Source organism: Mesorhizobium temperatum (assembly GCF_002284575.1).
Taxonomy (GTDB): domain Bacteria; phylum Pseudomonadota; class Alphaproteobacteria; order Rhizobiales; family Rhizobiaceae; genus Mesorhizobium; species Mesorhizobium temperatum.
On record NZ_NPKJ01000075.1, the window covers coordinates 94,431 to 115,583 of the forward strand.

Genomic DNA, 21,153 nt, shown 5'->3' on the forward strand with positions numbered 1-21,153 from the left:
GCTCGCACTCTATATCTGCTATAGATGTCGAACGCAAGCTAATTAAGGAGGTCGACGATGCGTGTGAGTCGCATTCAGGCTGCGGAAAACCGCGAAAACGTGATCAATGTGGCAAGCCGGCTTTTCCGGGAGCGCGGCTTTGACGGCATCGGCCTTAAGGACCTGATGGAGGCTGCCGGGCTGACCCAGGGCGCGTTTTACAAGCAGTTCGCATCCAAGGATGATCTGGCGGCGCAGGCGTCCAGGCGGGCGATGGAGAGCGCCACCCTCCGGTGGTCGGCCGCGACTGCGGCAAAATCCGAGGATCCGCTTGGCGCGGTGATCGCGTTCTACCTCAGTATGGACCATCGCGGAGAAAAGATGGACGGCTGCCCGATTGTCGCGCTCGGTTCGGATGCCGCCAGACAGGGCAGCGACGTGAAAGCATCGTTCGAAGCCGGGATCAAGGAGCATCTCGAAATCCTCGGCCGTTTCATTGCCGAGGCCAATGGTGAGGAGGCCGACGGCAAGGCCATGGCCATTCTCTCGACAATGGTCGGTGCGGTGCTCCTCTCGCGGGCCGTCAACGACCCGGACCTTGCCCAGGCCTTTCTGGACGCGGCGACCGAACAGGTTCGCGAAGCAGCCGCCGCCTAGACGGCGTGCGCAACGCTGGCAGCGCACCCAAATTGATAGGAGAATAGATGCGACGGATTGTCGTTACAGGCATGGGAGCGATCACGCCCCTTGCTGCCGATGTCGAAGCGTCCTGGTCGCGCCTCCTGGCCGGTCGCTCAGGTATCCGTAGGCTTCCCGACGATGTCGTGGGAGACCTGCCGGCGAAGGTTGGCGGGACGGTTCCCTCCCTGGAAGAAGACCCCGAAGGCGGCTTCGATCCGAATACCGCCTTCGCGCCGAAGGACCAGCGCAAGGTAGACCGGTTCATCCTCTTCGGGCTCGCCGCTGCACAAGAGGCACTCGCCCAAGCGAAATGGACACCCGTCTCGGAAGCGGATCGCTTGCGCACGGCCACGATCATCGCTTCGGGCATCGGCGGGTTCCCCGCCATAACCGAGGCGGTGCGCACGGTCGACCGGCGCGGCGTCCGCCGCCTATCGCCTTTTACGGTGCCGTCCTTTCTGGTGAACCTCGCAGCAGGCCACATCTCGATCCGCCATGGCTTCAAGGGGCCACTCGGCGCACCGGTGACGGCGTGCGCGGCCGGCATTCAGGCGATCGGCGACGCGGCTCGCCTTATCCGCGCCAATGAAGCCGATATCGCCGTGTGCGGCGGAACGGAAGCATGCATGAATATCGTCAGTCTCGGTGGTTTTGCCGCGGCTCGCTCCCTTTCCACCGGCTTCAACGAAACGCCGGCTCAAGCCTCGCGCCCCTTCGATATGTCGCGGGACGGCTTCGTCATGGGCGAAGGGGCCGGCATCCTGATCATCGAGGAACTGAGCCACGCGCTTGCGCGCGGTGCGAAACCGCTCGCCGAGCTCGTCGGCTACGGCACGACGGCGGATGCTCATCACGTCACCTCCGGTCCCGAGGACGGCGACGGCGCGCGCCGGGCCATGGAGATCGCGATTGCCCAAGCCGGCATTTCGCCGCGTGAAGTTCGCCACCTCAATGCGCACGCGACCTCCACGCCGGTCGGTGATCTCGGGGAAATCGCGGCGATCAAAACACTCTTCGGCGCAGATTCCGCCATCGCTGTCAGCGCAACGAAATCCGCGACGGGACACCTGCTCGGAGCCGCCGGCGGGCTTGGAGCCATCTTCGCAATCCTGGCGCTCAGGGATCAGGTGGCGCCGCCAACCCTCAATTTGAGCGCGCCGGATCCAGCCGGCGACGGGATCGACTTCGTCGCAAACCAAGCCCGCCCGATGGGAATGGACTATGCGATCTGCAACGGCTTCGGCTTCGGAGGCGTCAATGCCAGCGCGCTATTCCGGCGCTGGACGGACGAGCTCGCCGGTGCGAGCACCGGATGGGGCCGGTGATTAAAACCCTGCCTCTGACCGCCTGGCAGCCCGGCTTGCGATCGCGCCCCCGTCTGGATCCCATCTCTGCCCACACCATCGCCGCCGAAACCGAAGCCGGCCAGCTGGTCATCCTCGACGTTGTCGGCATGCCGATCCGCCGGCAATGGTTTTCAGTGATGCGCAGCGATCACGCGATCTCGCCGGCCATGGCGACATTCCACGATTTCCTGATGCGCAAGGGCGCGATGTATCTGCCCCTGTTCGGCAAGCTCTATCCGCACACCAGAGCGGGATGACATTGGACGGGCGAACGCCAAAGATCGTGCGTGATAGATGCGAAAGGGGTGGAGAACGCCCGGCGATCGTTGGCGTTAAATAAGCGATATGTTATGTTGCAGTGCGAAAGAGCGGGGGCCACGTCCTTTCACACCCGTAAGCGATCTGTATGTGCGACCCCTGCAGACTGGTCGGTATCACTGAAACCTCCCGGGCATGGGGTTCGGGATTCGATGGGGACAAGGGGTAATGCTTTACACGCTGGTTATGATGGTCTGCCTGACGGATGTGCCGCAGAGCTGTGAACAACGCGAACAGATGGTGGACGGCCTGGCAATGAATCCCGGGACCGCCTTCATGCAGGCGCAGCCGCTGGTCGCCCAGTGGATCGAGACGCATCCCGGTTATTTCGTGCAGCGCTGGCGCGTGCTGCCCGGCCGGGGATCGTGAGATCCGCCGCGAAGATCGAATGAGGTTCTACTTCTTCGCGGCGAGCGTTTCCGAAACGGCCTTGGACAATTGATAAAGCCGCTGCTCGATGATCGTCGGCACTTCACAGACGTAAGTCAGTGATTGGACGCGTTCATTGAAAATTCGCGTTGCGAATTTCAGCTGTTCGGTTCGCCGTTCGATCTCGTTTGGATCTGCATCGGGCTTTGCCCGCAACGCATCGACGTCGGACGCTTCCTTGCGCAAGGCGGCGGCCATTTCGAGCTGCTTGTGGGCGTAACGGGAAATGCCTGAGATCACGTGAGAACGCTCGGCGTCCATGTGATCGAACATGCCTTGCACCAGCATCGCCATCTTCGGCGCAAGCTGCTCGGCCGGCAGCGAGGCGGCGAAATCCTTGATCTTCTTTTGGGCTTCGGCAATCGGTATCCGCCGGGCTGCCACCTCCTCGACCAGGGCGGAGATACCGGGGTCTTTCGACAAGTCCTTCGCCGCTGGCGGCAGCTCCGGCCCGTTCCAGATCTGGCCGAGCGAGAGTTGCGGCACCTTGCGCTGTATGCAAGGCCAGTCAGGATCGGTGTTCGCCGCCATGGCGTTCACGCCCGGCGCGAGCATGGCAACCACAGCCAGGCTGCGAACAAGCCTCATTCGTGCCATCAGGCATTTCCTCCCGTGTCCTGTTTGCGGGTCATCATGCCGCGCGAAGGGTCGTAGGCGATGATGGCGGCGGCAAGGAACAGCAGCGTGCAGCCGGCAACGACGCCCAGCGACAGCCAGTTGATCTGGCCGTAAAAGGCGAAGCGGATCAGTTCGACGGCATAGGTGAACGGATTGGCGAGGCAGATTTTGTAAAGCAGCGGGCTCGCCTCCTGGATGCGCCACAAGGGATAGAGCGCGGGAGAGGCGAAATAGCCGGGAAAGATGACGAAGTTCATGATGCCGGCGAAATTTTCGAGCTGCTTGATCATCGAGGACAAAAGCATGCCGAGCGCGCAAAGCATCATGCCCGACAGGAACAGCGCCGGCAGCACCATGAGATAGCCGATCGGCGGCGCCTTGACGCCCCAGAACCAGGCAACGATCAGGAACGCGTAGACCTGCGCGATCGATACGGAGACGCCGGCGAGCATCTTCGACACCAGCAGGAACCAGCGCGGGAAGGGGCTGACCAGCAGGGTGCGCATGTTGCCCATCTCGCGGTCATAGACCATCGACAGCGAAGACTGCATGCCCGAGAACAGCAGGATCATGCCGCACAAACCCGGCGTGATGTAGACCTCATAGAGCACGTAGGTCTTGTAGGGCGGGATGATCGATACACCGAGCACCTGCCGGAATCCGGCGGCAAAAATGAACAGCCAGATGAGCGGCCGAACCAGCGAGGATATGAAGCGCTCGCGCTGGTGCAGGAAGCGCAGGCACTCCCGCAGGACGACGCCCTTGAGGCAAATGAGATAGTGGCGGAGGCCGAATTTTTCGAACTTCTCCGGCACGATGCCGGCGACTTTTTCGGGCATTGTGGGAGCGCTCATGGCGATATCTCCGCGATGCCGGCTGCCTCGATGCGGCTGAGCCTCGAAAAGGCGTCGCGGATCGAACCGGCGCCGCTCGCCTTGACAACATCGGTCACCTTGCCCTTGGCGACCAGTTCGCCCTGCCGCAGCACGACGACATGGTCGCCGTCTTCAACCTCGTCGATCAGATGCGTCGCCCACAGCACGCCGATGCCCTCGGTTTCGACAAGCTTGCGGATGGTGGCGAGAATGCCCGCGCGCGACTGGATGTCGAGACCGACCGTCGCCTCGTCGAGCAGCAGCAGGGACGGGCGGTGAAGCAGCGCCCTGGCGATCTCGATGCGCCGCATCTGACCGCCGGAAAGACTGCGTGCCTTGTCATGCTGCCGGCCCCGCATGTCGACCGTAGCGAGCAGCGCGGCAATGCGCTGCCGGGCCTCGCGTCCTCCGATGCCATGCAGCGCGGCGTGGTAGGAGAGGTTCTGGTGGACGCTGAGGTCGAGGTCGAGCGTGCGTGCCTGGAACACGATGCCGACACGCCTGAGTGCTTCGCCAGATGCGCGGCTGACGTCATGGCCGAAGATGCGGATCGATCCGCGGCGCGTGTCGTAAAGATGGCTGATCAGCGAGAACAGGGTTGTCTTGCCGGCGCCGTTGAGGCCGAGAAGAACGGTGAAGGTCGCCGGCGCGATCGAGAATGAGACGTCGTTGAGCGCCCGCTTCGGACCATAGGAATGGCTGACGCCGGCGACATCGAGCGCCGCCACCTCATCTCCTGGTCCGCTTGTCCTCACATGCTGCACGCCGGCTGGTTCCTTGTCGTCGACAATAGTGTAGCGCACCTAGCGCACCAGGAGTCTAGCGCACCGGGCTCGATCGCGCAGGTCCCGCTTTCCGGTGCTCCTACTTGATCGTGATCGTGCCCTTCATGCCCCTGTTGGCGAGGTCGGGCACCGACCATGTGTAGATGCCGGGCCTCACGGTGGTGAACTGTACCTGGATGGTGCCGTCGGCGTCGAATTCGAGCCATGCGGGTGCGCCGTTCATGTGCACTTCGAGGTCGTTGATGACGATCTGGTTGTTCCACACATTGCGGAACAGGTCGGTGTGGAATTTGTACTCCAGCCCGCCCGCCGCGGTGATCTTCCAGCGATAGCCCTGGCCGGCGATCAGCTCGAAGTCCTTCTGGTTGGCGGTGAACTGGTCTTCCTTGCTGCCGAGGATAAGTTCCGGCACGTCCTTGCTGGCCCGGGTCGCCTTCTCGGCTTGCGGACTGGCCTCGGTGCTGGCGGCCGCGCCGGCGGCGGCGTCATCGTCATCGCCGTCGTCGTCCTGCGCCCAGACCTGGCCCTGGGTGAGTGCCATGCCCACCAGCGCAGCGAAAGCGACTGCCCGAAATTTCCGCATGATTTCCTACTCTTCTGCTGTTTTTCTGTCGGTTTGATTCACTTGGTTTATTCAATGGTTCATTTGGCGCGAGTCATTTGGGAGAGACGACGACCCCCCACGGCAAGGCGCCGACGGTCACCGACTGCACCGGCTCGTCGGTCTCCACGTCGATGAAGGTGATGTCGTTCGACACGCCGTTGGTCGAGATGATGGTCTTCTGGTCCGGGGTGAAAGCAAGCTGCCAGACCCGTTGGCCGACCAGCACATATTTCTCGACCTCGTATGTCTGCGTGTTGACCACCGCGACGCGGTTGGCCGGCCCGAGCGCCACATAGGCTTTCTTGCCGTCGGCGGTGATGCGCACGCCGACCGGCTGGATCGATTCGGCCCTCAGGCCGGCAACCTCGAAGGTGATCTTGTGGACGACTTCGCGCGTTTGATTGTCGATCACCGAAACCGTGCCACCGATCTCGGCGCTCACCCAGGCCTGCTTGCCGTCGGGCGTGAACTCGATGAAGCGCGGACGCGCATCCACCAGCACGTTGTCGGTGATCTCGTGGGTCGTCGTGTCGATGAAATGCGCCATGTTTGTCGTTTCCGACGTATTGACCATGGTCTTTCCGTCCGGGCTGACGCCCATGCCTTCCGGTTCGACGCCGACCGGGATTTCGGCCAGCACCTTCTTATCCTCTATGTCAATGACGGTGACGAGATTGTCGTCCTCATTGGCGACATAAAGCGTCTTGCCGTCAGGCGAGAGCACGAAGAGCTCCGGGTCAGGCCCGGAGGGCAAGGTATCGACGATCTCCAGCGACGCCGTGTCGATCACCTCGATCGAATCGTCGTCGCTCGCGCAGAGATAAATGTGTTTGCCGTCGTGCGAGATGGTGATGCCGCGCGGACGCTGCCCGACATTGACGGTCTTCACCACCTGCATCGTTGCGGTGTCGACGACGGACATCGTGTTGTCCTTCTCGTTGGAAACATAGGCCATGTAGGCCGATGCTGGGCCGGCCATGAAGCCGGTCGCGAGAATGGCGAGTGCCCAAGCTCGTCTCTGCACTGAAATTCCTCCCAATTGGTTCTACTCAAGCACGCATTTTGTTTCCGGCTCATCGACCCCGAGCGTATCGAGCTCGGACACCTGGTGCAAAAAACCTTCCTGCGGCGATGTCGAGACGACCGATCGGCCGTCGCCGAGGAAGATCGGCTGCCTCAACTGCTGGTTCCACTTGCGGAAGGTCAGTTTCTGCCCCTTGAAGGCGGCGATCGAAAAATCGTCGGAGCGGATGAAGTCGGCCATCTTGCGCGGGTCGGCGCCCTGCGTGCGGGTCGCCGCCTCGCCGAGGATGCGCACCGCGGTCCATGCCGCCATGTCCTTCGACATCATGCGGCGGCCGTTTGCCTTGGCGAAGCGGTTCTGGATTTGGGTGCCGCCCCATTGCTCGCTGGCCGGATGCCAGGCCGACGGGGTGAGGCCGGCGGTGCCGGCGACCGGCCGCGGAGTCCAGGTGCGGAACGGAACATAGGTGCCGAACACCTCGCTTTCATCGGCGACCAGCAACACATCGTGCTCCGGCAGGTCCTGGGTGAAGACAGGCATCTGCCGCTGGATCTGGACGACGCCGGAATCGGTCCGCCGTGCCGTGCCGGCATCCTCGAACAGCTTTTCGCCGACGATCTCGCCACCAAAGCGCATCGCCGCCCGGCGCAGCGCCTCGGCAAAAAGCTGGTCGCGCTCGTGCGAGCCGTAGATCAGCACCCAGCGCCGCCATTGCTTCCAGATGAGATATTGCGCCAGCCCGTCGGCCAGCATGCTGCGCGTCGGAATGGTGTGGAAGATGTTGGCGCGGCATTGCTCCTCGCGAAGACTGTCGTCGGTGGCGCCGGCATTGAAGATCAAAACGCCGTTGTCGCGGGCAAGATCGGCGATCGACAGCAATTGCTTGGCCGAGACGTCTGCGACCACATAGCGGTCGCCTCTGGCGATCATGTCCTGGAAAGCCGCAACGACGTCCGCGTCCGGCTTTACCTCCGTCACGTCGAGGCTGAATTTCTGGCCGAGGAAGCTGCCGGTCGTGTTGTTGTCGGCAATCGCCACATTGCCGCCGGCAACGCCTTCATCGCGTGGCGGGACGTCGAGCACCGACAAGGCCAGCTGCGGCGCATAGGCGCGCAAATAGCCTATCTTGATTTCGGTTACCTTTTTTTCAGGCTTGGCCGTTGCAGCCGGTTGCCCGCCCGTCGCCTCCTGGGCGAGCGCGCCCGGAACGTTGACGGTCAGGGAAAAAAAGCACAAAAAGGCCGCGAGAGTGCCCGGCACCGCGCTCGTCATCGATAAAATTACCCGTTCTTGCGCTAAAGTCCGATTGTTGTCGGACCGGCGCGAAGTCAAGGTGCCCGTGATGAGCTTAGCTGACCCGCAAATTTTATCAAACCCTGAAAGTGGACTTCTCGCGTCTGCTTTAGTGCCATGCCTGCTCGCCGGAACGGCAACTGAGCGGATTTCGGTATTCGGGCCCGAGAGCGTCCTGTCCCTCATGCCGGAGAAAGTCCTTCAATGACCAGAATGCTGGCCAGTGTCACCGGCGTCGACGAGGCGGAGATCGCGCTTTCAGGCGGCGTCGACATCGTCGACCTGAAGGATCCGAAGGCGGGAGCGCTGGGCGCGGTATCCACGCAAACCATCCGCCGGACGATTTCGCTGATCGCCGGCCGGGCGCCGGTCAGCGCGGTCTGCGGCGACTTGCCGATGGAACCCGAGACGATCCGCGCCAAGGCCGAAGAGATCGCTGCGACCGGTGTCGATTACGTCAAGATAGGCTTTTTTCCGTCGGCAAATGCCGCCGCCTGCGCGGCAGCGCTCGAACCGGTCGCCGCGCGAACGAAGCTGATCGCCGTGCTTTTCGCCGATCTGGCGCCGGATTTCGAGCTTCTGCCGAAGTTTGCCAAACATCGCTTCCACGGCGCCATGGTCGACACTGCGAACAAGGCAAACGGGCGGCTGCTCGACCATCTGCCGCCCGAGCGTATCCCGGAATTCATCGATCGAGCCAAATCGCTCGGTCTCATAGCTGGCCTGAGCGGATCGCTGGAAGCCCCGGACATTCCGCGCCTGTTGCCCTTCGCTCCCGATTTTCTCGGCTTTCGCGGGGCGCTGTGCGGCCACTCCGGCCGCGTGGGTTCGATCAGTGCCGAGGCGGTTTCGCAGATCCGCGAGCTGGTCCCGGAAGCATCCCGGGCGGGCGGCGCGTCGAGCGTCGACTATCGCCTGCTGGCAGCGAGGGGCTATTCGCCGGGCACGGACCCGACACTGGGCACTGACAAGATATTCGTGCGGGACTTTGTCCTGCCGGTCCAGATCGGCGCTTACAGCTTCGAGCACGGCCATACACAGAAGGTGCGTTTCGACGTGACCGCCGACGTGCTGCAAGTCACCGACCATCCCGAAGACATGCGCCATGTGTTCTCCTACGACATCATCATGGACGGCATTCGCACCATCGTCGCGCGGGGCCACATCCAGCTTAGCGAGGCCTTGGCCGAGCAGGTGGCGACGTACATTCTGGAGAACCCGCGTGTCGTGCGCGTCACGGTAAGGGTGGAAAAACTTGAACTCGGCCCAGGCGGGGTCGGCGTCGAGATCGAACGCAAGCGCCAAGCGGCAAGCCGCGGCGTTGCCGCCGGCCCTGCCAACCGAAAAGACCAAGGCGCTGTTTCCCAGCCGCGACAGGAAAGGCCTGAAGTCATCAGGCGAGCCGCCGTCAAGCGAGCCGTCGTCAAGCTTGGCGGCAGCACGGGCCATGCGGCAGAAATGGAAAGCTGGATCGCGGCGCTGGCGGGTTCCAAGCTGCCGATCGTCATCGTGCCCGGCGGCGGCCTTTTCGCCGACCAGGTGCGCGCGACGCAGTTCAGCATGGATTTCTCCGACACCGCTGCCCACGCCATGGCGATCCTCGCCATGGAGCAGTTCGCCCAAGTCATCCTCGACCGTGACGAAAGGCTGGCGCCGGCACGGTCGCTGGACGAAATGCTGCGAGCGTTGGACGCGGGGAAGGTGCCGGTGTGGCTGCCGTCGTCCATGGCCCTGTCGGCGCCGGACATTCCGGCGTCCTGGGACATTACCTCCGATTCCCTTGCCGCCTGGCTTGCCGGCAAGCTCGGCGCGAATGCGCTGCTGCTGGTCAAGCAGACCGGCGCCTTCTTCGGCAGCGACACGATCGACAGCCTGGCAGTCAGAGGCATCGTCGACGCCGGCTTCGCCGCCATGCTGCCCGACGGTGTCGATTTCCATCTCGCCGGTCCGAAAAATGCAGCCGAAGCCGGCGTGCTACTCGCGTCGGGCAATGTGCCCGGCATCCGGATCGCGGCTCCGATCCGGTCGGCAAGAAAAGCAGGGTAGGCGATGGCGACGCTGCATACGCCGCGCTGGGCATGGGTTTTGACCGGTTCCGGTCATTTTTTTACGGAGAGCTTCGCACTCATTCACCAGCTAGAGCATTGCGATGTCTTTGTGTCGAAAGCCGCCAACGAAGTGCTGCGCATGTACAAGCTCAGACTCGATTTCCCGGAGACGACGCGCGTGCTGTACGACAAGACGGCGAGCGCGATCCCGGTCGGCGAATTCTATCACGGTGTCTATCATACGGTCGTTGTGGCGCCGGCCAGTTCCAACACGGTCGCCAAATGTGTACACGGCATTTCCGACACGCTCGCCACCAATGTCTTTGCCCAGGCGGGAAAATGCCGGGTGCCGGCTATCGTCTTTGCCTGCGACACAGCGCCAGAACTCGAAACCATGGCGCCGCATGGGCTGGTAAAGGTCTATCCGCGCAGGATCGACCTGGAGAATACCAACCAGCTGAAGAGCTTCGAACGGACCCAGGTGGTCGAGTCGCTTGCCGATCTCGAAGCCTCGGTCAGACGGCGCCACGCCGAACTCGCAAGCCATGGCTGAGCGGCTGGTCTTTCTTACCGGCCATCTGGCCAAAGTCCGACTGGAAAGGCTGCTGGCCGGACTGGGCGAAGCCGAATTTGCCTGGGAGATCATCGACATCGGCGTCAAGGTCGCGGCGCTGATGAGCGAAGACATCATCAAGCGGCGGCTCACCCTGACAGGCGGCGCCGACCGCGTCATCCTGCCCGGCCGCTATCGCGGCGACATCGAGCATCTGTCGGATCATTTCGGCGTGCCCTTCATACGCGGCCCCGACGAGATCGCCGATCTGCCGGCCTTTCTCGGCCGGGCGGGTGAGCCGCTTGACCTTTCCCGTCACGATATGCGCATCTTCGCCGAAATCGTCGATGCGCCGATGCTGTCGGTCGAGGCGCTGGTGGCGAAGGCACGGAGGCTGGCCGCGGCCGGCGCCGACGTCATCGATCTCGGCTGCCTGCCGGAAACGCCGTTTCCGTTGCTGGAAGAGGCGGTGCGCGAACTGAAGGCACAGGGATTTCTGATCAGCGTCGATTCGGCCAGCACGGACGAGCTGTCGATCGGCGCACGCGCCGGTGCGGACTATCTTCTCAGCCTCGATGAGAACACGCTGCTGTTGGCCTTCGATTGCAAGGCTGTACCAGTTTTGATCCCGTCCACCCCCGGTGACCTGGATTCGCTCGGACGGGCCATCGAAGCGGCGCAAAAGGCCGGTGTGGCCTTCATCGCCGATCCCGTGCTCGACCCGATCCATTTCGGCTTTGCGGCGTCACTTGGCCGCTTCATCGAGGCGCGCCGCCGCTGGCCCGAGGTCGAACTGCTGATGGGCACCGGCAACCTCACCGAACTGACCGACGCCGACAGTTCCGGCGTTACCGCGGTTCTGGCCGGGCTCTGTTCGGAACTTCAGATCAAAAACGTGCTTGCTGTGCATGTCAGCCCGCACACGCTGCGAACGATCGAGGAGCACGATATTGCCCGCCGGATCCTGTTTGCCGCGAAGAATGACGGTGCGCTGCCGCGGAGTTACCATCCAGGGCTCCTGCAGGTTCACGACCGCAAGCCGTTTACGGCCTCGACCGAGGATATCGCAGCACTCGCGGCCGAGGTGCGCGACACCAACTTCCGCATCATGACCGCCGAGGACGGCATCCATGTTTTCAACGGCAAAGGGCACGCGGTTGCCACGGATGCATTCGAACTCTTTGCCGGGCTTGGCGTTGAGGCGGATGGCGCGCATGCGTTCTATCTCGGCGCGGAACTGATGAAGGCCGAGATCGCGTGGCGCCTCGGCAAGCGCTATGTGCAGGACGAGCCGCTCGCATGGGGCGTTGCCGCGCCGGCTCCCGAAACCGACCGCACCCGCCTTGCGGAAGCGGGTCACACGCTTCGCGCGAAGAAAGAGCGCTAACCCATGCCTTACATTCGCGAATCGATCATCACCACCGTCGACAAGGCCGGCGATGTCCACATCGCGCCGATCGGCATCATTGCCGAGAAGGACGGCTGGGTCATCGCGCCGTTCCGCCCGTCGGCGACGCTCGACAATCTCGCGGAAGTGCCGTTCGCCATCGCCAATTACACCGATGACGTGCGTATTTTTGCCGGCTGCCTGACCGGGCGCAAGCATTGGCCAACCGTTGCGGTCGACGGGTTTCCAGTGCCGCGGCTCGAGGCGGCGCTCGCGCATTCGGTCCTCGAAGTCGAAAGTGTCGATGACGATGCTATGCGACCCCGCCATTTCTGCCGCGTGGTGCAGGAGGAAACGCATGCGCCGTTCACCGGCTTCAATCGCGCCAAGGCGGCGGTGCTGGAACTGGCCATCCTGGTCAGCCGGCTCGGCATGCTGCCGCGCGACAAGATCGAGGCGGAAATCGCCTATCTTTCGATTGCCATCGAAAAGACCGCGGGCGAGGGCGAAAAGGAAGCCTGGGACTGGCTGATGCAGCGTGTCGGCGATCACCTGTCGGTTCAGGAGTCCCACGGCGACGAGGTGCGGAGTTGAACCACATAGAGCGCCTAAAATTGAGATCCCGCCAGCAGCGCCACCGCTGACGCAGGTGCCGCGCTACTCGCTTCGCGGCGAACGGCGTCATCTGCGGGGATGATCTCGGCGAAATCGACGAAGCGGCGTTCCATGCGTTCGGCCAGCCGCCTGATCTGCCAGCGACCGGTTCCGGCGCCGACGATCGGTACATCCCGAGCCATAGGCCCGGCAACCAGGGACGCTGCGTCGTGGATCTTGCGCAACTGCTGTTCGCTGAACCAGCGCGCGACTTCACGCCATTCCGGCAACGTCAGCTCGGCTGCGTCGCGCCCGATCATGCGCGCCAGCCGCGCTATCGAACCGTCGATCGTCTTTTCCTTGCCGTCGGCCGAAGCGTGCCTGTCGTCCTTCTCGTCGAGCACCCCCAGGATCCGGTGCGCGTCGGCGATCGAGGCGAAATACTCGTTCATCAGTGGTGTCAGCCTGCCGCGGACGGGGGCCGACGAGGCCACACCGAACAGGAACGTCCTGGTGAAGCCGGTATAGACCAGTTCGCCGCTCAGAAGCCGTCCGGCATCGGTGTAGCCGTCATGGGCGACGGCGCCATTCGTGATGGCGATAATGTCGGTGGTGGTGGAGCCCATGTCGACGAACAGGGCATCGCCGGCGAGTTTTGCCACCAACGACGCTGTCGCATGCCAGTTGGCGGAGGCGACATCGGCGCTCAGCCGCGCTGCCTGCTCGACCCCGACAAAGCCGGACCGCCCGGCATAGATCAATTTTTCGCCTGGGAAACGGGTCGAAGTCTCATCCAGCAGAGTCGCGACGCCGGCATCGCGAGACGGAAAGATGTCCGCCAGTTCGCCGGTCATGGTGAAAGCGTTGCGATCGGCGCCCGCATAAATCGGGGCCGTTTCCTCGAATGCCGAGGTCAGATTGTCGAGCCCTAGCCAAAGCGGCGTGGCGACCGTTACAGCCTCAACGATGCGGCCGTCTTCCGCACGCGTCACCTTCAGATGCGCGCCGCCAATATCGAAGCCGGCAACGATGCTCTTTCTTTTTTCCACTCTTCAAGCTTTCATGACAGGGACAGTTGGTCAGCGAGGACAGCGTTGCGTATCATTCCGGTTCTCGACCTGAAAGGCGGCGAGGTGGTCCGCGCCCAGCAAGGAAAACGCGATCGCTACAGGCCGATCGTTACGCCGCTCAGCCAAAGTTCCGATGTCGTCGCGGTCGCCGAAGGCCTGCGCGGGCTTTACCCTTTTCCGACCTTCTATATCGCCGATCTGGATGCCATCGAAGGCGGAACCCCAAACAGTAGAGCGCTTGCCCGGCTGAAGGCGATGGCGCAGCCGCCGGAGCTCTGGGTCGATGCCGGCATTGCCGACGAGAAAACACTTTCGGCAGCGCTTGCCGAACCCTGGCTTTACCCGGTTCTGGGTTCCGAATCGCAGCAAGACGACGCGCTGTTCCGGCGTTTTCGCGATCATCCGGACCTTATCCTGTCGCTGGATTTCTTCGACGATGGGTTTCGCGGTCCGGCATCATTTCTCGACGAGCCGACGATTTGGCCGCAAAAGGTGATCGTCATGACACTGGCCAAGGTCGGCTCCGCCTCCGGTCCCGATTTCACGCGGCTCGAGGCGATCAAGGCGAAGGCTGGAAGCCGCGCCGTGATCGCGGCAGGCGGGGTGCGCAACGAGGCCGACATTCGCGCCCTTTCGTCACTTGGTATCGCCGCGGTGCTGGTCGCAACTTCGCTGCATGACGGCACGCTCACGCCCGAGCACCTCGCAACGCTTGGCGCCTGACATTCGCGTACCTAGAACTTCGGCCTCGGAAACTGCGCCTTGGATCTAGAGCGGCGAACTCTCAAGTCGATCGTCTCGCCGCTCTATCTCTTTGCTGGAGCATCGGATTTCCCAAAACCGGTTCCCAACCCTCGGGTCAATTCCGAAGGCAGGTTTTGGGGTCCGATGCTCTAAAGGCCCAGAAGTTTTTTCAGGCGGCGCAACAGACCATCCGGCTCAGCGGAGGGTTTTGCCTGTGCGGGGCTGTCTCTTGTCTAAGCCGCGAACGGATGCTTCACCTGGTCCCGCTTATCCGTGGCTTCGGCGGCCGTCGGCGTTCCTGCGACCGCGCGTTGGATGGCTTCCTTTGTCGCTTCGTAATTGTACTTCTGGATCTTGGCGTCGTCCGCCGCGTCCCAATGGATGAAAACGCCGACGCAGATGAACAGATCGTCCGCCTCGTTGGCAGGAATGATCCCCTCGGCGACGCTGTCCTGCACGGCCTTTGCAACCGCATGCTGGGCCGGGCCGAACATCTGCACGGCCTGCTTGGCGCCCTTGATCGTGACCTTATTGAACATCACGGTGTTGGGCTTGCACTGAAGATTGGGCGCGATCACCGCCAAAAGGGAGGTAAAGCCGTCCTTGTTGTTGGTAAGCGCGTTGCAAAATGCCGTTTCGACCGCGCTCCCCCGCGGGCCGATGAGCAGGTCGACATGCGCCACTTCGTTGCCGTCTCCTACCAGCGATTCACCGACCATTACTTTCGAGATCTTTGCCATGCCAATTTTCCTCCAAGACACAGTTATGGTGTCCAAAGACGCCGCAAACCGAGCGAGCGCTCGATGGACAGCTATCCTTGTTGGCAGCGCCCGGACATCCGGACCGGTTGGCTGGATAGCCGCGGAAGCCCAGCTTCCGCTCCTGAAAGTCAACCACCAACGTTGCGATTATGCAAGCTGAACGCCGAGGGTGTGGACTAAAAGAGTAGCCACGGTCAGGTCGGCCGAAGTGCCGGGGTTGACGTTGTCCGCCTTCAGCCGGCGGTCGAGCTCCATGAGCAGACGAATGCGTGACGTCTCGTCATCGTTGGCATGCAGCGCCGCCTGAACGGCAAGGGCTTCTTGCTGCGTCTGATCTGCGACGTCAGTTCCATGGTTGCGCACCACATGACTGTCGGGGAAGTTGGCGAGAAACGCCATATAGGCGAACACCGTCGGCCACATGCCGCCTTCGCCGCGTGCCAACGCCGCTTTCAGAGCCGCAAGCCCGACGCCGAATACGTCGCCGAAACAGGTAACATACTGGCGGGCGATCATGTCGCGGTCGGCCGCCTCCCGCATTGCTTCGAGCAGATGAACCTTCGGCTCCTGCCGCACATCGTTCGCGGCCTCTCCGAGCCCGCCTGGCGCGGCTGCGACGATCGCCTCGAACACCGCCCTGGTATCGTCCATGCTCATTTCGCGCAGCACCGCGTCGAGATTGTCGTGGAGGCTGCCGCCCGCCATTTCGGCGGCGCATAGCAGAGGCCCTGCCAGAAGAATGATACCGAGATTGGTATTGGTCGCGACTGCCAGACGTGTCGCGCGGACCGCTTCCAGCATGCGCTGTCCGACCGGCAGGCGAGGATCGGTCAGCGGCCCGGACGAGACCTCTGCGCTCGCCATGAACTGGGCGGCGGACATGCCGTGCCCGTCGGCGAACAGATGGACATTGCCCGGTTTCAGCGCTTCGATCTCCATCCGGCAGGCGTCCTTATAGGCAGCCCGGAGGCGTTCTCGCGAAAGCGCCATGCTACCGGCTCGTCACGAATTCGCCGGCGCGGTGAGGCGGTAGGGTCGCGCTGCCGCCGCCTCGGTGCGATCAGCCAGGAATTTCAGCAGGGCGTCTGCAATCGCATCGGCGATGTTCACCGCGACGACCGATTGAAGCCCGGACCAGGCGGGCATGCTGTTGACCTCCAGCACGAACAGCTTGCCGTCGGCCGCCGGCACGATATCGACACCGGCGAAATCCGTGCCGATAGCGGCGGCGGCGGCTCCTGCCAGCGCCGCTAATTCGGTTTCGCCATGTCCCGAAACCAGCTCGGGCACCGCCCCGCGATTGACGTTGGTGATCCAGTCGTCGCCGCGGCGGCCCATCATCGCCAGGACTTCGCCGGCGCAGACGAAAACGCGAAAGTCGCGGAAAGGAGGGCCGGGACGCGGCACGTAGTGCTGGAGATAATAGACGCCGTTCACCTCGTCATCGGCGGGGAGATCGGACAGTGTTTCGATCAGCCTGATGCCGCGGCCCTGTGCGCCGAAAAGCGGCTTCAGCACCAGCGGCGTGAACGGCAGTTCGCGTTCGGCAGTCGCTTCGGCCATGGCACGTCCTTCCACCGCGAATGTCGGCGGCGTCGGCAGACCGGCATTCTTCAGCAGGAAGGTCGTCATCGACTTGTCGACGCAGCGTTCTATCGCCTGTGCGGAATTCCACACCGGAATGGAAAGCTTGCCGAATGCGTGCAGCACGCCGAGGCGCCGGGTGACCGCTTCGAACGATCCGGCGGCGATCGAACGGACCAGCACAGCGTCGGGCAGCGCGCCATCGAAGCCGGGGATCGACAGTCCGCTCGGGCTGCCGGTGTCGAACGCGATCGCCGCCAGCGGCACGGTTGCGACCACGGCGCCGCGCCGGTCCAGCCTTGCTGCCAGGCCCTTGGAACGGGCGTCCGAATTGTCGCTGACGATCAGGATGCGCGGGATCATGTGCCGCCTCGGATACCGGTATACCGAAGGCGCGAGCGAGCGGCCCGGCAGGCGGATGACAGACTAATCCATTGCAGCGCCATGGTCTAACCGAGGCTCCGTTCGAGCATCTGCAGATCACGCTCGCCAGCGCGAAACGTATCGCCGGTCTCGATCGCCGTGACGATCACTTCGGCCGGGCTGAACAGCAGCGGATCAATGGCATAGAAATCACCCTTGAACCGCTTGAAGACCTCGGCGAAGGGGTGGCCGTGGTCCCGCGAGGCGCGGCTCGGCAGTTGCTCCGCCAACTCCCTGGCGTCTTTCGACGAGCCTTTGACGAAGAGCTGAACGCTGCCGCCATAGATGATGGCGTCGTTGGTTCTGCCCATCGCGGTCAGGAAATCCGGATGGGGGGCGGGGATAGGCGCCGTGCCGATGCCATCGACAACGTTCTCCAGCGGAAATTTGAGATCGTTGGTCTTGTGCAAGGCGACCTCGAGCGCGCGTGCGACGATCTGCACGCTGCCCGCAACGCTTTGTGTCGGCGCATAGAGGAAGGTGAGCTTTTCGGTTGGCAATCCAGTTGCCTTGCCGACCTTCTCAACGATCGCCTGGGGCGGCGGTTCGGCGGTCTCCAGGACAAGCACGGCAGATGACGCAGTGTCGCGATAGGAAAGTGCTTCGAACAGCGGTTCGACGCGGGCGAGCGCCCGCGCCGGTCCCGATCCCATGGCGAAATAGCCTTGGCTCGACAGGTTCCAGCCCGCATACTGGCTGCCCAGGCAGGCAAGCACCGGTTGCGAAGACCGCACTTCGACGGTGAGCGGCCATTTCCGCGACGCGCGATCCATGCAGACCGAAACGCTGCCGAGCCCGCCCATCGCGGCTTCCGCCATGTGCAGCCCGGCCTCGACGCCGCCGGCGGCCTTGGCGCCGGCATCGATCAGGCACTCACCCAATGGCCCCCTGGCAACGGCGATACGCAGGCGTTCGGCGTTGCCGATCATGCCGTCTATGATGCGCTGCGCATTGTCGTTCAGGAATGCCGAACCGTCTTTCATGTCCGGTCTCCTTCCCATTGGTGTTGCAATCGGCTGGCTTGTCCCTTGATGAGCCGCCTGGTCAGATCGGCGCTCGGACCGCGCGCGAAGATGGTGCAGACAGGATCGCCAGCAATCAGACGGGTGCCGGGCGACTGATGGTCGGCAGTCCATTCAGGCCAGGCAATCGATGGAAACCGGGCGATCGGCGCCGCCGCATAGGTCACCATCGACGCCATCGAATCGACGAAGCGCGGCAGACGGTAAGCCTTGCCTGCCGCGGCGCGCAGATGCGCTTCGATCAATGGCGCGTCGGCATCGTCGAAAATGTCGAGCGTGGCGCCTGGCCTCGGATTGATCTCGATGAGCTTGTAGCCATCCGGTCCGCGAATGAGATCGGCGCTGCACAATCCAACCAGGGCGGTGCGGCGAGCCAGACCTGAAAGCCAGCCGCGGATCATCGCCGCCTGCCTGCGATCGAAGCGTCTCAACCGCACGGCGCCGCCATAGCGATAGGGCGCTGCCGGGGCAGGCGACGCCCATTGTTGGCTGAAGCCGACGATGTCAGCGCTTTGGCCGTCGCCGACGAACAGGGCCGAGATGCTGCGGCCGGCAACGAAACGCTGGAAATAGCGGCCGTTAGCCGGGGTCTCTCCGGCGGCCCGCCTGATATGCGCGCCGCCGGCGCCGCCCGCGGTCTTGACCACCCAGTTCTCCGGATCGGGCGGCGGGTCCCATCGGAATTGCGGATGCGGAATGGCGAGTTCGGCGCAATCGGCGGCCAGCAATTGCGGGTCCTTGATCCTGCGGATCGCGCCGCCGCCATTGCCGGCGAGCGGAAAATGGCGCGCGATCTCATCGACGGTCTCCGTCATCCGCTCGAAGCCCGAGCCCAGGACAATGGCGACCGGCTGGTCCTCTCCAGCCAATTGCCGCAGCGTCTCCATGATGCGCTCGCCGTCGATGCCGCCTTGCAGGTCGCCCGGCAGCATCGTCGCGCGTTCGGCAAGCGCGACCGTGTCCGTGTCGCAAAAGAAATCGGCGACCAGCGGGCGATAGCCGGCGCGGCGCGCAGCGGCAGCCAGCGCCCGGCCTGAAATCGCCGCGATCAATAGAGATCCGGCGTTATTTGGCGATTTCGCGTGCAAGGGAAAATGCTTCCTGGAAATCGAGCGTGATGGTTTTTTCGGCTTCGATCATTCTTTTGAAGAGGCCGAATTCGACCTTGTATTTCACGTTGCCGATGGCAAGCGGACCAATGCCGACAGCTTTTGCCGCTTCGAGCGGATCGCTATTGGCATTGACGGCCACGCCTTCGATGCCGGCCGGCGGGACCGCGTTGACGTCGGCGGCAATAAGCAGGCCGTCGCCTTTCAACTGCGCTTTCGAGACCACCTGGACGCCGGCCTTGGCGCACGCCAGGATCACCTCGCTCGCCTCGACCAGCTTCGTCTTGCGGGCGTCGCTCGACCCGTCGGCCGCATCCACGGCGATGTTGAAACGGCTTTTGATCTCGGCCGCGATCTGCTCGACCCTTTCGATGCCGTCATGACCGACAAGCGTGACCCGGGCGCCTTCCCTGGCCGCGATGACGGCAGTGCAGAAGCCGACGACGCCGGTGGCGCCGAAAACAGCGATCCTCGTGTCCCTCAGCCCGCGCTCGAATTTCTTCTCCAGCGCTTTTTCGACCTTGGCCACCATCGCCGCGGCCGTGGTGAACGAGCCGGCCGGATCGGCGAATACCGAAACCTGGAAAGGCGGCACCATCGCTTTTCGCGCTGCGTCGAACATGTCGAGCGCCAGCGAGGCATCCTTGCCGGCGATAAAAATGCCGGTATCGACGCCCGCATCGGGCGGGCGCGAGAAGATCGCGTCCTGCACGAGGCCTGTCACCTCTCCCAGGCTTACATCGACATAGGGGACGACGGCGTCGAAACCTGCATCGAGAGCCATGTTCACGTCGAAAGGGCTCATATGTTTCAACGGCGTCAGCATGTGCAGGATGTGTTTGCGGGCCATTTCTCGCCTTTCTTCTTGAACCTGATCGTGTTGCCCAGCCGTCAGCTGCCGACGAGATCAAGTTTGGTCGAACTGATCTTCGCGCCGGAATTCCTGCCCTTGACGATCCTGATCTTGATGCCGTCTTCAACTGTCTGCTGAACCGCGCTGACGAAGCTGACTGCGGCGTCCTGCGATGGGGCGAAGGCAAACCCTGTTGGTCCCCACGAACTCTGGCCGATGCCGACAGCGCCCGCTTCATTGAGACCGTGTGCCACCCTCTCGACCCGCTTAGAGGTGAACACGCCGCCTTGCGCGGGGGCGAAATGGGTGCCGATCAGCATCTGGATCGCGGCGACGGCGGCGCCGAAGGCTGGAAGGTCGTGTTCGACCAGAGCCGGCATAATGCCCATCAGCACCCGCCGGCAGATCTCGCCGCTGCCTGACGCCGGGAAGGGCGGCAGCGAACGAAACGCCGCGATCTCGGCATCGCCATGCAGTCCATGGCCGCCATGATCGAGGATCAGGATGACGCGCCACTCTTCCGGAAACGGCAGTCGCGCCACGACCGGCGGCGGCCTGCCGCTGTCGTCCTTGCCCGCATCGACTATGACACCACCGCTTTCGAAACTGGCGATGCCGATGCCGGATCGTCCGCCGCGATCGAGCAGGGTCGCGTCGCCGCCGATATCGAGAGGCAATTTGTGGAGCGTGCGCAGCGCCGAGGCGACGGCAAGGGCGATCTGCGTGCCGGAGCCCAGGCCGGCATGGCTCGGGATCGACTGTTCGACCACCAGACGGTGCTGGCCGCGAATTCCGAGATGCCTGCAGAGCGTCGACAAATGCTCGCCAGCGCGCCGGCTCTTGGGGCCTTCGACGATCGTCTCGCCGGACCGCGACAGGGTGACGACGGTTTCGGGTTCGATCAATGGAAGCCCAACGCTGCCAAAGCGACGTCCAGTATCGCCATTGAGATCGAGGAAGCCAAGATGCAGGCGGGCGGGCACTCGTATGGTAACAGAATTCGACATCTACCCCCCGATGGGTGCATCATAGACGCATCATGGAAGTTTAGGT

22 protein-coding genes and 1 pseudogene are annotated in these 21,153 nt (G+C 63.2%); 9 read left to right on the forward strand and 14 right to left on the reverse strand.

Annotated features, from left to right (window positions below; translation table 11 throughout):
• The first annotated feature begins 57 nt into the window (after positions 1 to 57).
• From CIT26_RS32280 to CIT26_RS32295, 4 genes and pseudogenes are all read left to right on the forward strand, one after another.
• Complete coding sequence (locus CIT26_RS32280) at positions 58 to 636, forward strand: TetR/AcrR family transcriptional regulator (protein ID WP_095496330.1); 579 nt, start codon at positions 58 to 60, stop codon at positions 634 to 636.
• Between the two features lie 47 nt (positions 637 to 683).
• The gene (gene fabF / locus CIT26_RS32285) at positions 684 to 1,985 is read left to right on the forward strand and encodes a beta-ketoacyl-ACP synthase II (RefSeq protein WP_095496331.1); all 1,302 of its coding nucleotides are present in this window, start codon (positions 684 to 686) and stop codon (positions 1,983 to 1,985) included.
• A gap of 62 nt (positions 1,986 to 2,047) precedes the next feature.
• A pseudogene (locus CIT26_RS32290) lies at positions 2,048 to 2,263 on the forward strand (LysR family transcriptional regulator); the annotation flags it as partial.
• A 229-nt stretch (positions 2,264 to 2,492) separates the two neighbouring features.
• Positions 2,493 to 2,693: a hypothetical protein gene (locus CIT26_RS32295; RefSeq protein WP_095496332.1), complete on the forward strand. Its 201-nt coding sequence runs from the start codon at positions 2,493 to 2,495 to the stop codon at positions 2,691 to 2,693.
• Positions 2,694 to 2,720: 27 nt separating this feature from the next.
• On the opposite strand, the gene CIT26_RS32300 is transcribed toward CIT26_RS32295, so the two are convergent.
• The 6 genes from CIT26_RS32300 to CIT26_RS32325 all read right to left on the reverse strand — a co-directional run bounded on the left by CIT26_RS32300 (position 2,721) and on the right by CIT26_RS32325 (position 7,931).
• Positions 2,721 to 3,350 carry a hypothetical protein gene (locus tag CIT26_RS32300; RefSeq protein ID WP_095496333.1) on the reverse strand — a complete coding sequence of 210 codons (630 nt, stop codon included), beginning with the start codon at positions 3,348 to 3,350 and terminating at the stop codon, positions 2,721 to 2,723.
• A complete protein-coding gene (locus CIT26_RS32305) occupies positions 3,350 to 4,210 on the reverse strand; it encodes an ABC transporter permease (RefSeq protein ID WP_167391628.1) in 861 nt (286 codons plus the stop codon). The genes CIT26_RS32300 and CIT26_RS32305 overlap by 1 nt, the downstream gene beginning before the upstream one ends.
• An 11-nt stretch (positions 4,211 to 4,221) precedes the next feature.
• On the reverse strand, positions 4,222 to 5,010 hold the full coding sequence (locus CIT26_RS32310; protein WP_095496540.1) for an ATP-binding cassette domain-containing protein: 789 nt from the start codon (positions 5,008 to 5,010) through the stop codon (positions 4,222 to 4,224).
• A gap of 100 nt (positions 5,011 to 5,110) precedes the next feature.
• Positions 5,111 to 5,614: a cupredoxin domain-containing protein gene (locus CIT26_RS32315; protein ID WP_095496335.1), complete on the reverse strand. Its 504-nt coding sequence runs from the start codon at positions 5,612 to 5,614 to the stop codon at positions 5,111 to 5,113.
• Positions 5,615 to 5,687: 73 nt separating this feature from the next.
• The gene (locus CIT26_RS32320; protein ID WP_095496336.1) at positions 5,688 to 6,659 is read right to left on the reverse strand and encodes a YVTN family beta-propeller repeat protein; all 972 of its coding nucleotides are present in this window, start codon (positions 6,657 to 6,659) and stop codon (positions 5,688 to 5,690) included.
• A 21-nt stretch (positions 6,660 to 6,680) separates the two neighbouring features.
• A complete protein-coding gene (locus tag CIT26_RS32325) occupies positions 6,681 to 7,931 on the reverse strand; it encodes an ABC transporter substrate-binding protein (protein ID WP_095496337.1) in 1,251 nt (416 codons plus the stop codon).
• A 225-nt stretch (positions 7,932 to 8,156) separates the two neighbouring features.
• Between CIT26_RS32325 and CIT26_RS38085 the strand changes: the two genes are divergently transcribed.
• The 4 genes from CIT26_RS38085 to CIT26_RS32345 are packed head-to-tail and all read left to right on the forward strand — an operon-like array spanning position 8,157 to position 12,534.
• Positions 8,157 to 9,998, forward strand: a complete 1,842-nt coding sequence (locus CIT26_RS38085) for a (5-formylfuran-3-yl)methyl phosphate synthase (RefSeq protein WP_095496338.1) — start codon at positions 8,157 to 8,159, stop codon at positions 9,996 to 9,998.
• Between the two features lie 3 nt (positions 9,999 to 10,001).
• Entirely contained in the window at positions 10,002 to 10,553 is a 552-nt protein-coding gene (locus CIT26_RS32335) for a flavoprotein (RefSeq protein WP_095496339.1), read from the forward strand.
• Positions 10,546 to 11,940 carry a DUF6513 domain-containing protein gene (locus tag CIT26_RS32340; RefSeq protein ID WP_095496340.1) on the forward strand — a complete coding sequence of 465 codons (1,395 nt, stop codon included), beginning with the start codon at positions 10,546 to 10,548 and terminating at the stop codon, positions 11,938 to 11,940. The genes CIT26_RS32335 and CIT26_RS32340 overlap by 8 nt, the downstream gene beginning before the upstream one ends.
• A gap of 3 nt (positions 11,941 to 11,943) precedes the next feature.
• Entirely contained in the window at positions 11,944 to 12,534 is a 591-nt protein-coding gene (locus tag CIT26_RS32345) for a DUF447 domain-containing protein (RefSeq protein ID WP_095496341.1), read from the forward strand.
• A 14-nt stretch (positions 12,535 to 12,548) separates the two neighbouring features.
• Here CIT26_RS32345 and CIT26_RS32350 read toward each other — a convergent pair whose 3' ends face one another.
• A complete protein-coding gene (locus CIT26_RS32350; protein ID WP_095496342.1) occupies positions 12,549 to 13,583 on the reverse strand; it encodes a hydantoinase/oxoprolinase family protein in 1,035 nt (344 codons plus the stop codon).
• A gap of 45 nt (positions 13,584 to 13,628) precedes the next feature.
• Between CIT26_RS32350 and CIT26_RS32355 the strand changes: the two genes are divergently transcribed.
• The gene (locus CIT26_RS32355; protein WP_245319637.1) at positions 13,629 to 14,327 is read left to right on the forward strand and encodes a HisA/HisF-related TIM barrel protein; all 699 of its coding nucleotides are present in this window, start codon (positions 13,629 to 13,631) and stop codon (positions 14,325 to 14,327) included.
• 254 nt (positions 14,328 to 14,581) lie between these two features.
• Here CIT26_RS32355 and fae read toward each other — a convergent pair whose 3' ends face one another.
• From fae to CIT26_RS32390, 7 genes are all read right to left on the reverse strand, one after another.
• On the reverse strand, positions 14,582 to 15,088 hold the full coding sequence (gene fae / locus CIT26_RS32360; RefSeq protein WP_077373969.1) for a formaldehyde-activating enzyme: 507 nt from the start codon (positions 15,086 to 15,088) through the stop codon (positions 14,582 to 14,584).
• 168 nt (positions 15,089 to 15,256) lie between these two features.
• Positions 15,257 to 16,099: a triphosphoribosyl-dephospho-CoA synthase gene (locus CIT26_RS32365; protein ID WP_143747967.1), complete on the reverse strand. Its 843-nt coding sequence runs from the start codon at positions 16,097 to 16,099 to the stop codon at positions 15,257 to 15,259.
• A 12-nt stretch (positions 16,100 to 16,111) separates the two neighbouring features.
• Complete coding sequence (locus CIT26_RS32370) at positions 16,112 to 17,056, reverse strand: ATP-grasp domain-containing protein (RefSeq protein ID WP_095496343.1); 945 nt, start codon at positions 17,054 to 17,056, stop codon at positions 16,112 to 16,114.
• A gap of 86 nt (positions 17,057 to 17,142) precedes the next feature.
• A complete protein-coding gene (gene mch, locus CIT26_RS32375) occupies positions 17,143 to 18,099 on the reverse strand; it encodes a methenyltetrahydromethanopterin cyclohydrolase (protein WP_095496344.1) in 957 nt (318 codons plus the stop codon).
• A complete protein-coding gene (locus tag CIT26_RS32380; RefSeq protein WP_245319638.1) occupies positions 18,096 to 19,226 on the reverse strand; it encodes an ATP-grasp domain-containing protein in 1,131 nt (376 codons plus the stop codon). Before CIT26_RS32380 ends, mch begins: the two co-directional genes overlap by 4 nt.
• Positions 19,204 to 20,097: an NAD(P)-dependent methylenetetrahydromethanopterin dehydrogenase gene (locus tag CIT26_RS32385; RefSeq protein WP_095496346.1), complete on the reverse strand. Its 894-nt coding sequence runs from the start codon at positions 20,095 to 20,097 to the stop codon at positions 19,204 to 19,206. Before CIT26_RS32385 ends, CIT26_RS32380 begins: the two co-directional genes overlap by 23 nt.
• Before the next feature lie 41 nt (positions 20,098 to 20,138).
• Positions 20,139 to 21,107: a beta-ribofuranosylaminobenzene 5'-phosphate synthase family protein gene (locus tag CIT26_RS32390; protein WP_095496347.1), complete on the reverse strand. Its 969-nt coding sequence runs from the start codon at positions 21,105 to 21,107 to the stop codon at positions 20,139 to 20,141.
• Between the last annotated feature and the right edge of the window lie 46 nt (positions 21,108 to 21,153).

Coding starts and splice junctions, on each gene's coding strand:
- CIT26_RS32335 (WP_095496339.1), top strand. CDS start 10,002: ATGGCGACGCTGCATACGCCGCGCTGGGCATGGGTTTTGACCGGTTCC.
- CIT26_RS32315 (WP_095496335.1), bottom strand. CDS start 5,614: ATGCGGAAATTTCGGGCAGTCGCTTTCGCTGCGCTGGTGGGCATGGCA.
- fae (WP_077373969.1), bottom strand. CDS start 15,088: ATGGCAAAGATCTCGAAAGTAATGGTCGGTGAATCGCTGGTAGGAGAC.
- CIT26_RS32300 (WP_095496333.1), bottom strand. CDS start 3,350: ATGGCACGAATGAGGCTTGTTCGCAGCCTGGCTGTGGTTGCCATGCTC.
- mch (WP_095496344.1), bottom strand. CDS start 18,099: ATGAAAGACGGTTCGGCATTCCTGAACGACAATGCGCAGCGCATCATA.
- CIT26_RS32280 (WP_095496330.1), top strand. CDS start 58: ATGCGTGTGAGTCGCATTCAGGCTGCGGAAAACCGCGAAAACGTGATC.
- CIT26_RS32305 (WP_167391628.1), bottom strand. CDS start 4,210: ATGCCCGAAAAAGTCGCCGGCATCGTGCCGGAGAAGTTCGAAAAATTC.
- CIT26_RS32295 (WP_095496332.1), top strand. CDS start 2,493: ATGCTTTACACGCTGGTTATGATGGTCTGCCTGACGGATGTGCCGCAG.
- CIT26_RS32325 (WP_095496337.1), bottom strand. CDS start 7,931: ATGACGAGCGCGGTGCCGGGCACTCTCGCGGCCTTTTTGTGCTTTTTT.
- CIT26_RS32370 (WP_095496343.1), bottom strand. CDS start 17,056: ATGATCCCGCGCATCCTGATCGTCAGCGACAATTCGGACGCCCGTTCC.
- CIT26_RS32340 (WP_095496340.1), top strand. CDS start 10,546: ATGGCTGAGCGGCTGGTCTTTCTTACCGGCCATCTGGCCAAAGTCCGA.
- CIT26_RS38085 (WP_095496338.1), top strand. CDS start 8,157: ATGACCAGAATGCTGGCCAGTGTCACCGGCGTCGACGAGGCGGAGATC.
- CIT26_RS32385 (WP_095496346.1), bottom strand. CDS start 20,097: ATGGCCCGCAAACACATCCTGCACATGCTGACGCCGTTGAAACATATG.
- CIT26_RS32365 (WP_143747967.1), bottom strand. CDS start 16,099: ATGGCGCTTTCGCGAGAACGCCTCCGGGCTGCCTATAAGGACGCCTGC.
- fabF (WP_095496331.1), top strand. CDS start 684: ATGCGACGGATTGTCGTTACAGGCATGGGAGCGATCACGCCCCTTGCT.
- CIT26_RS32345 (WP_095496341.1), top strand. CDS start 11,944: ATGCCTTACATTCGCGAATCGATCATCACCACCGTCGACAAGGCCGGC.
- CIT26_RS32390 (WP_095496347.1), bottom strand. CDS start 21,107: ATGTCGAATTCTGTTACCATACGAGTGCCCGCCCGCCTGCATCTTGGC.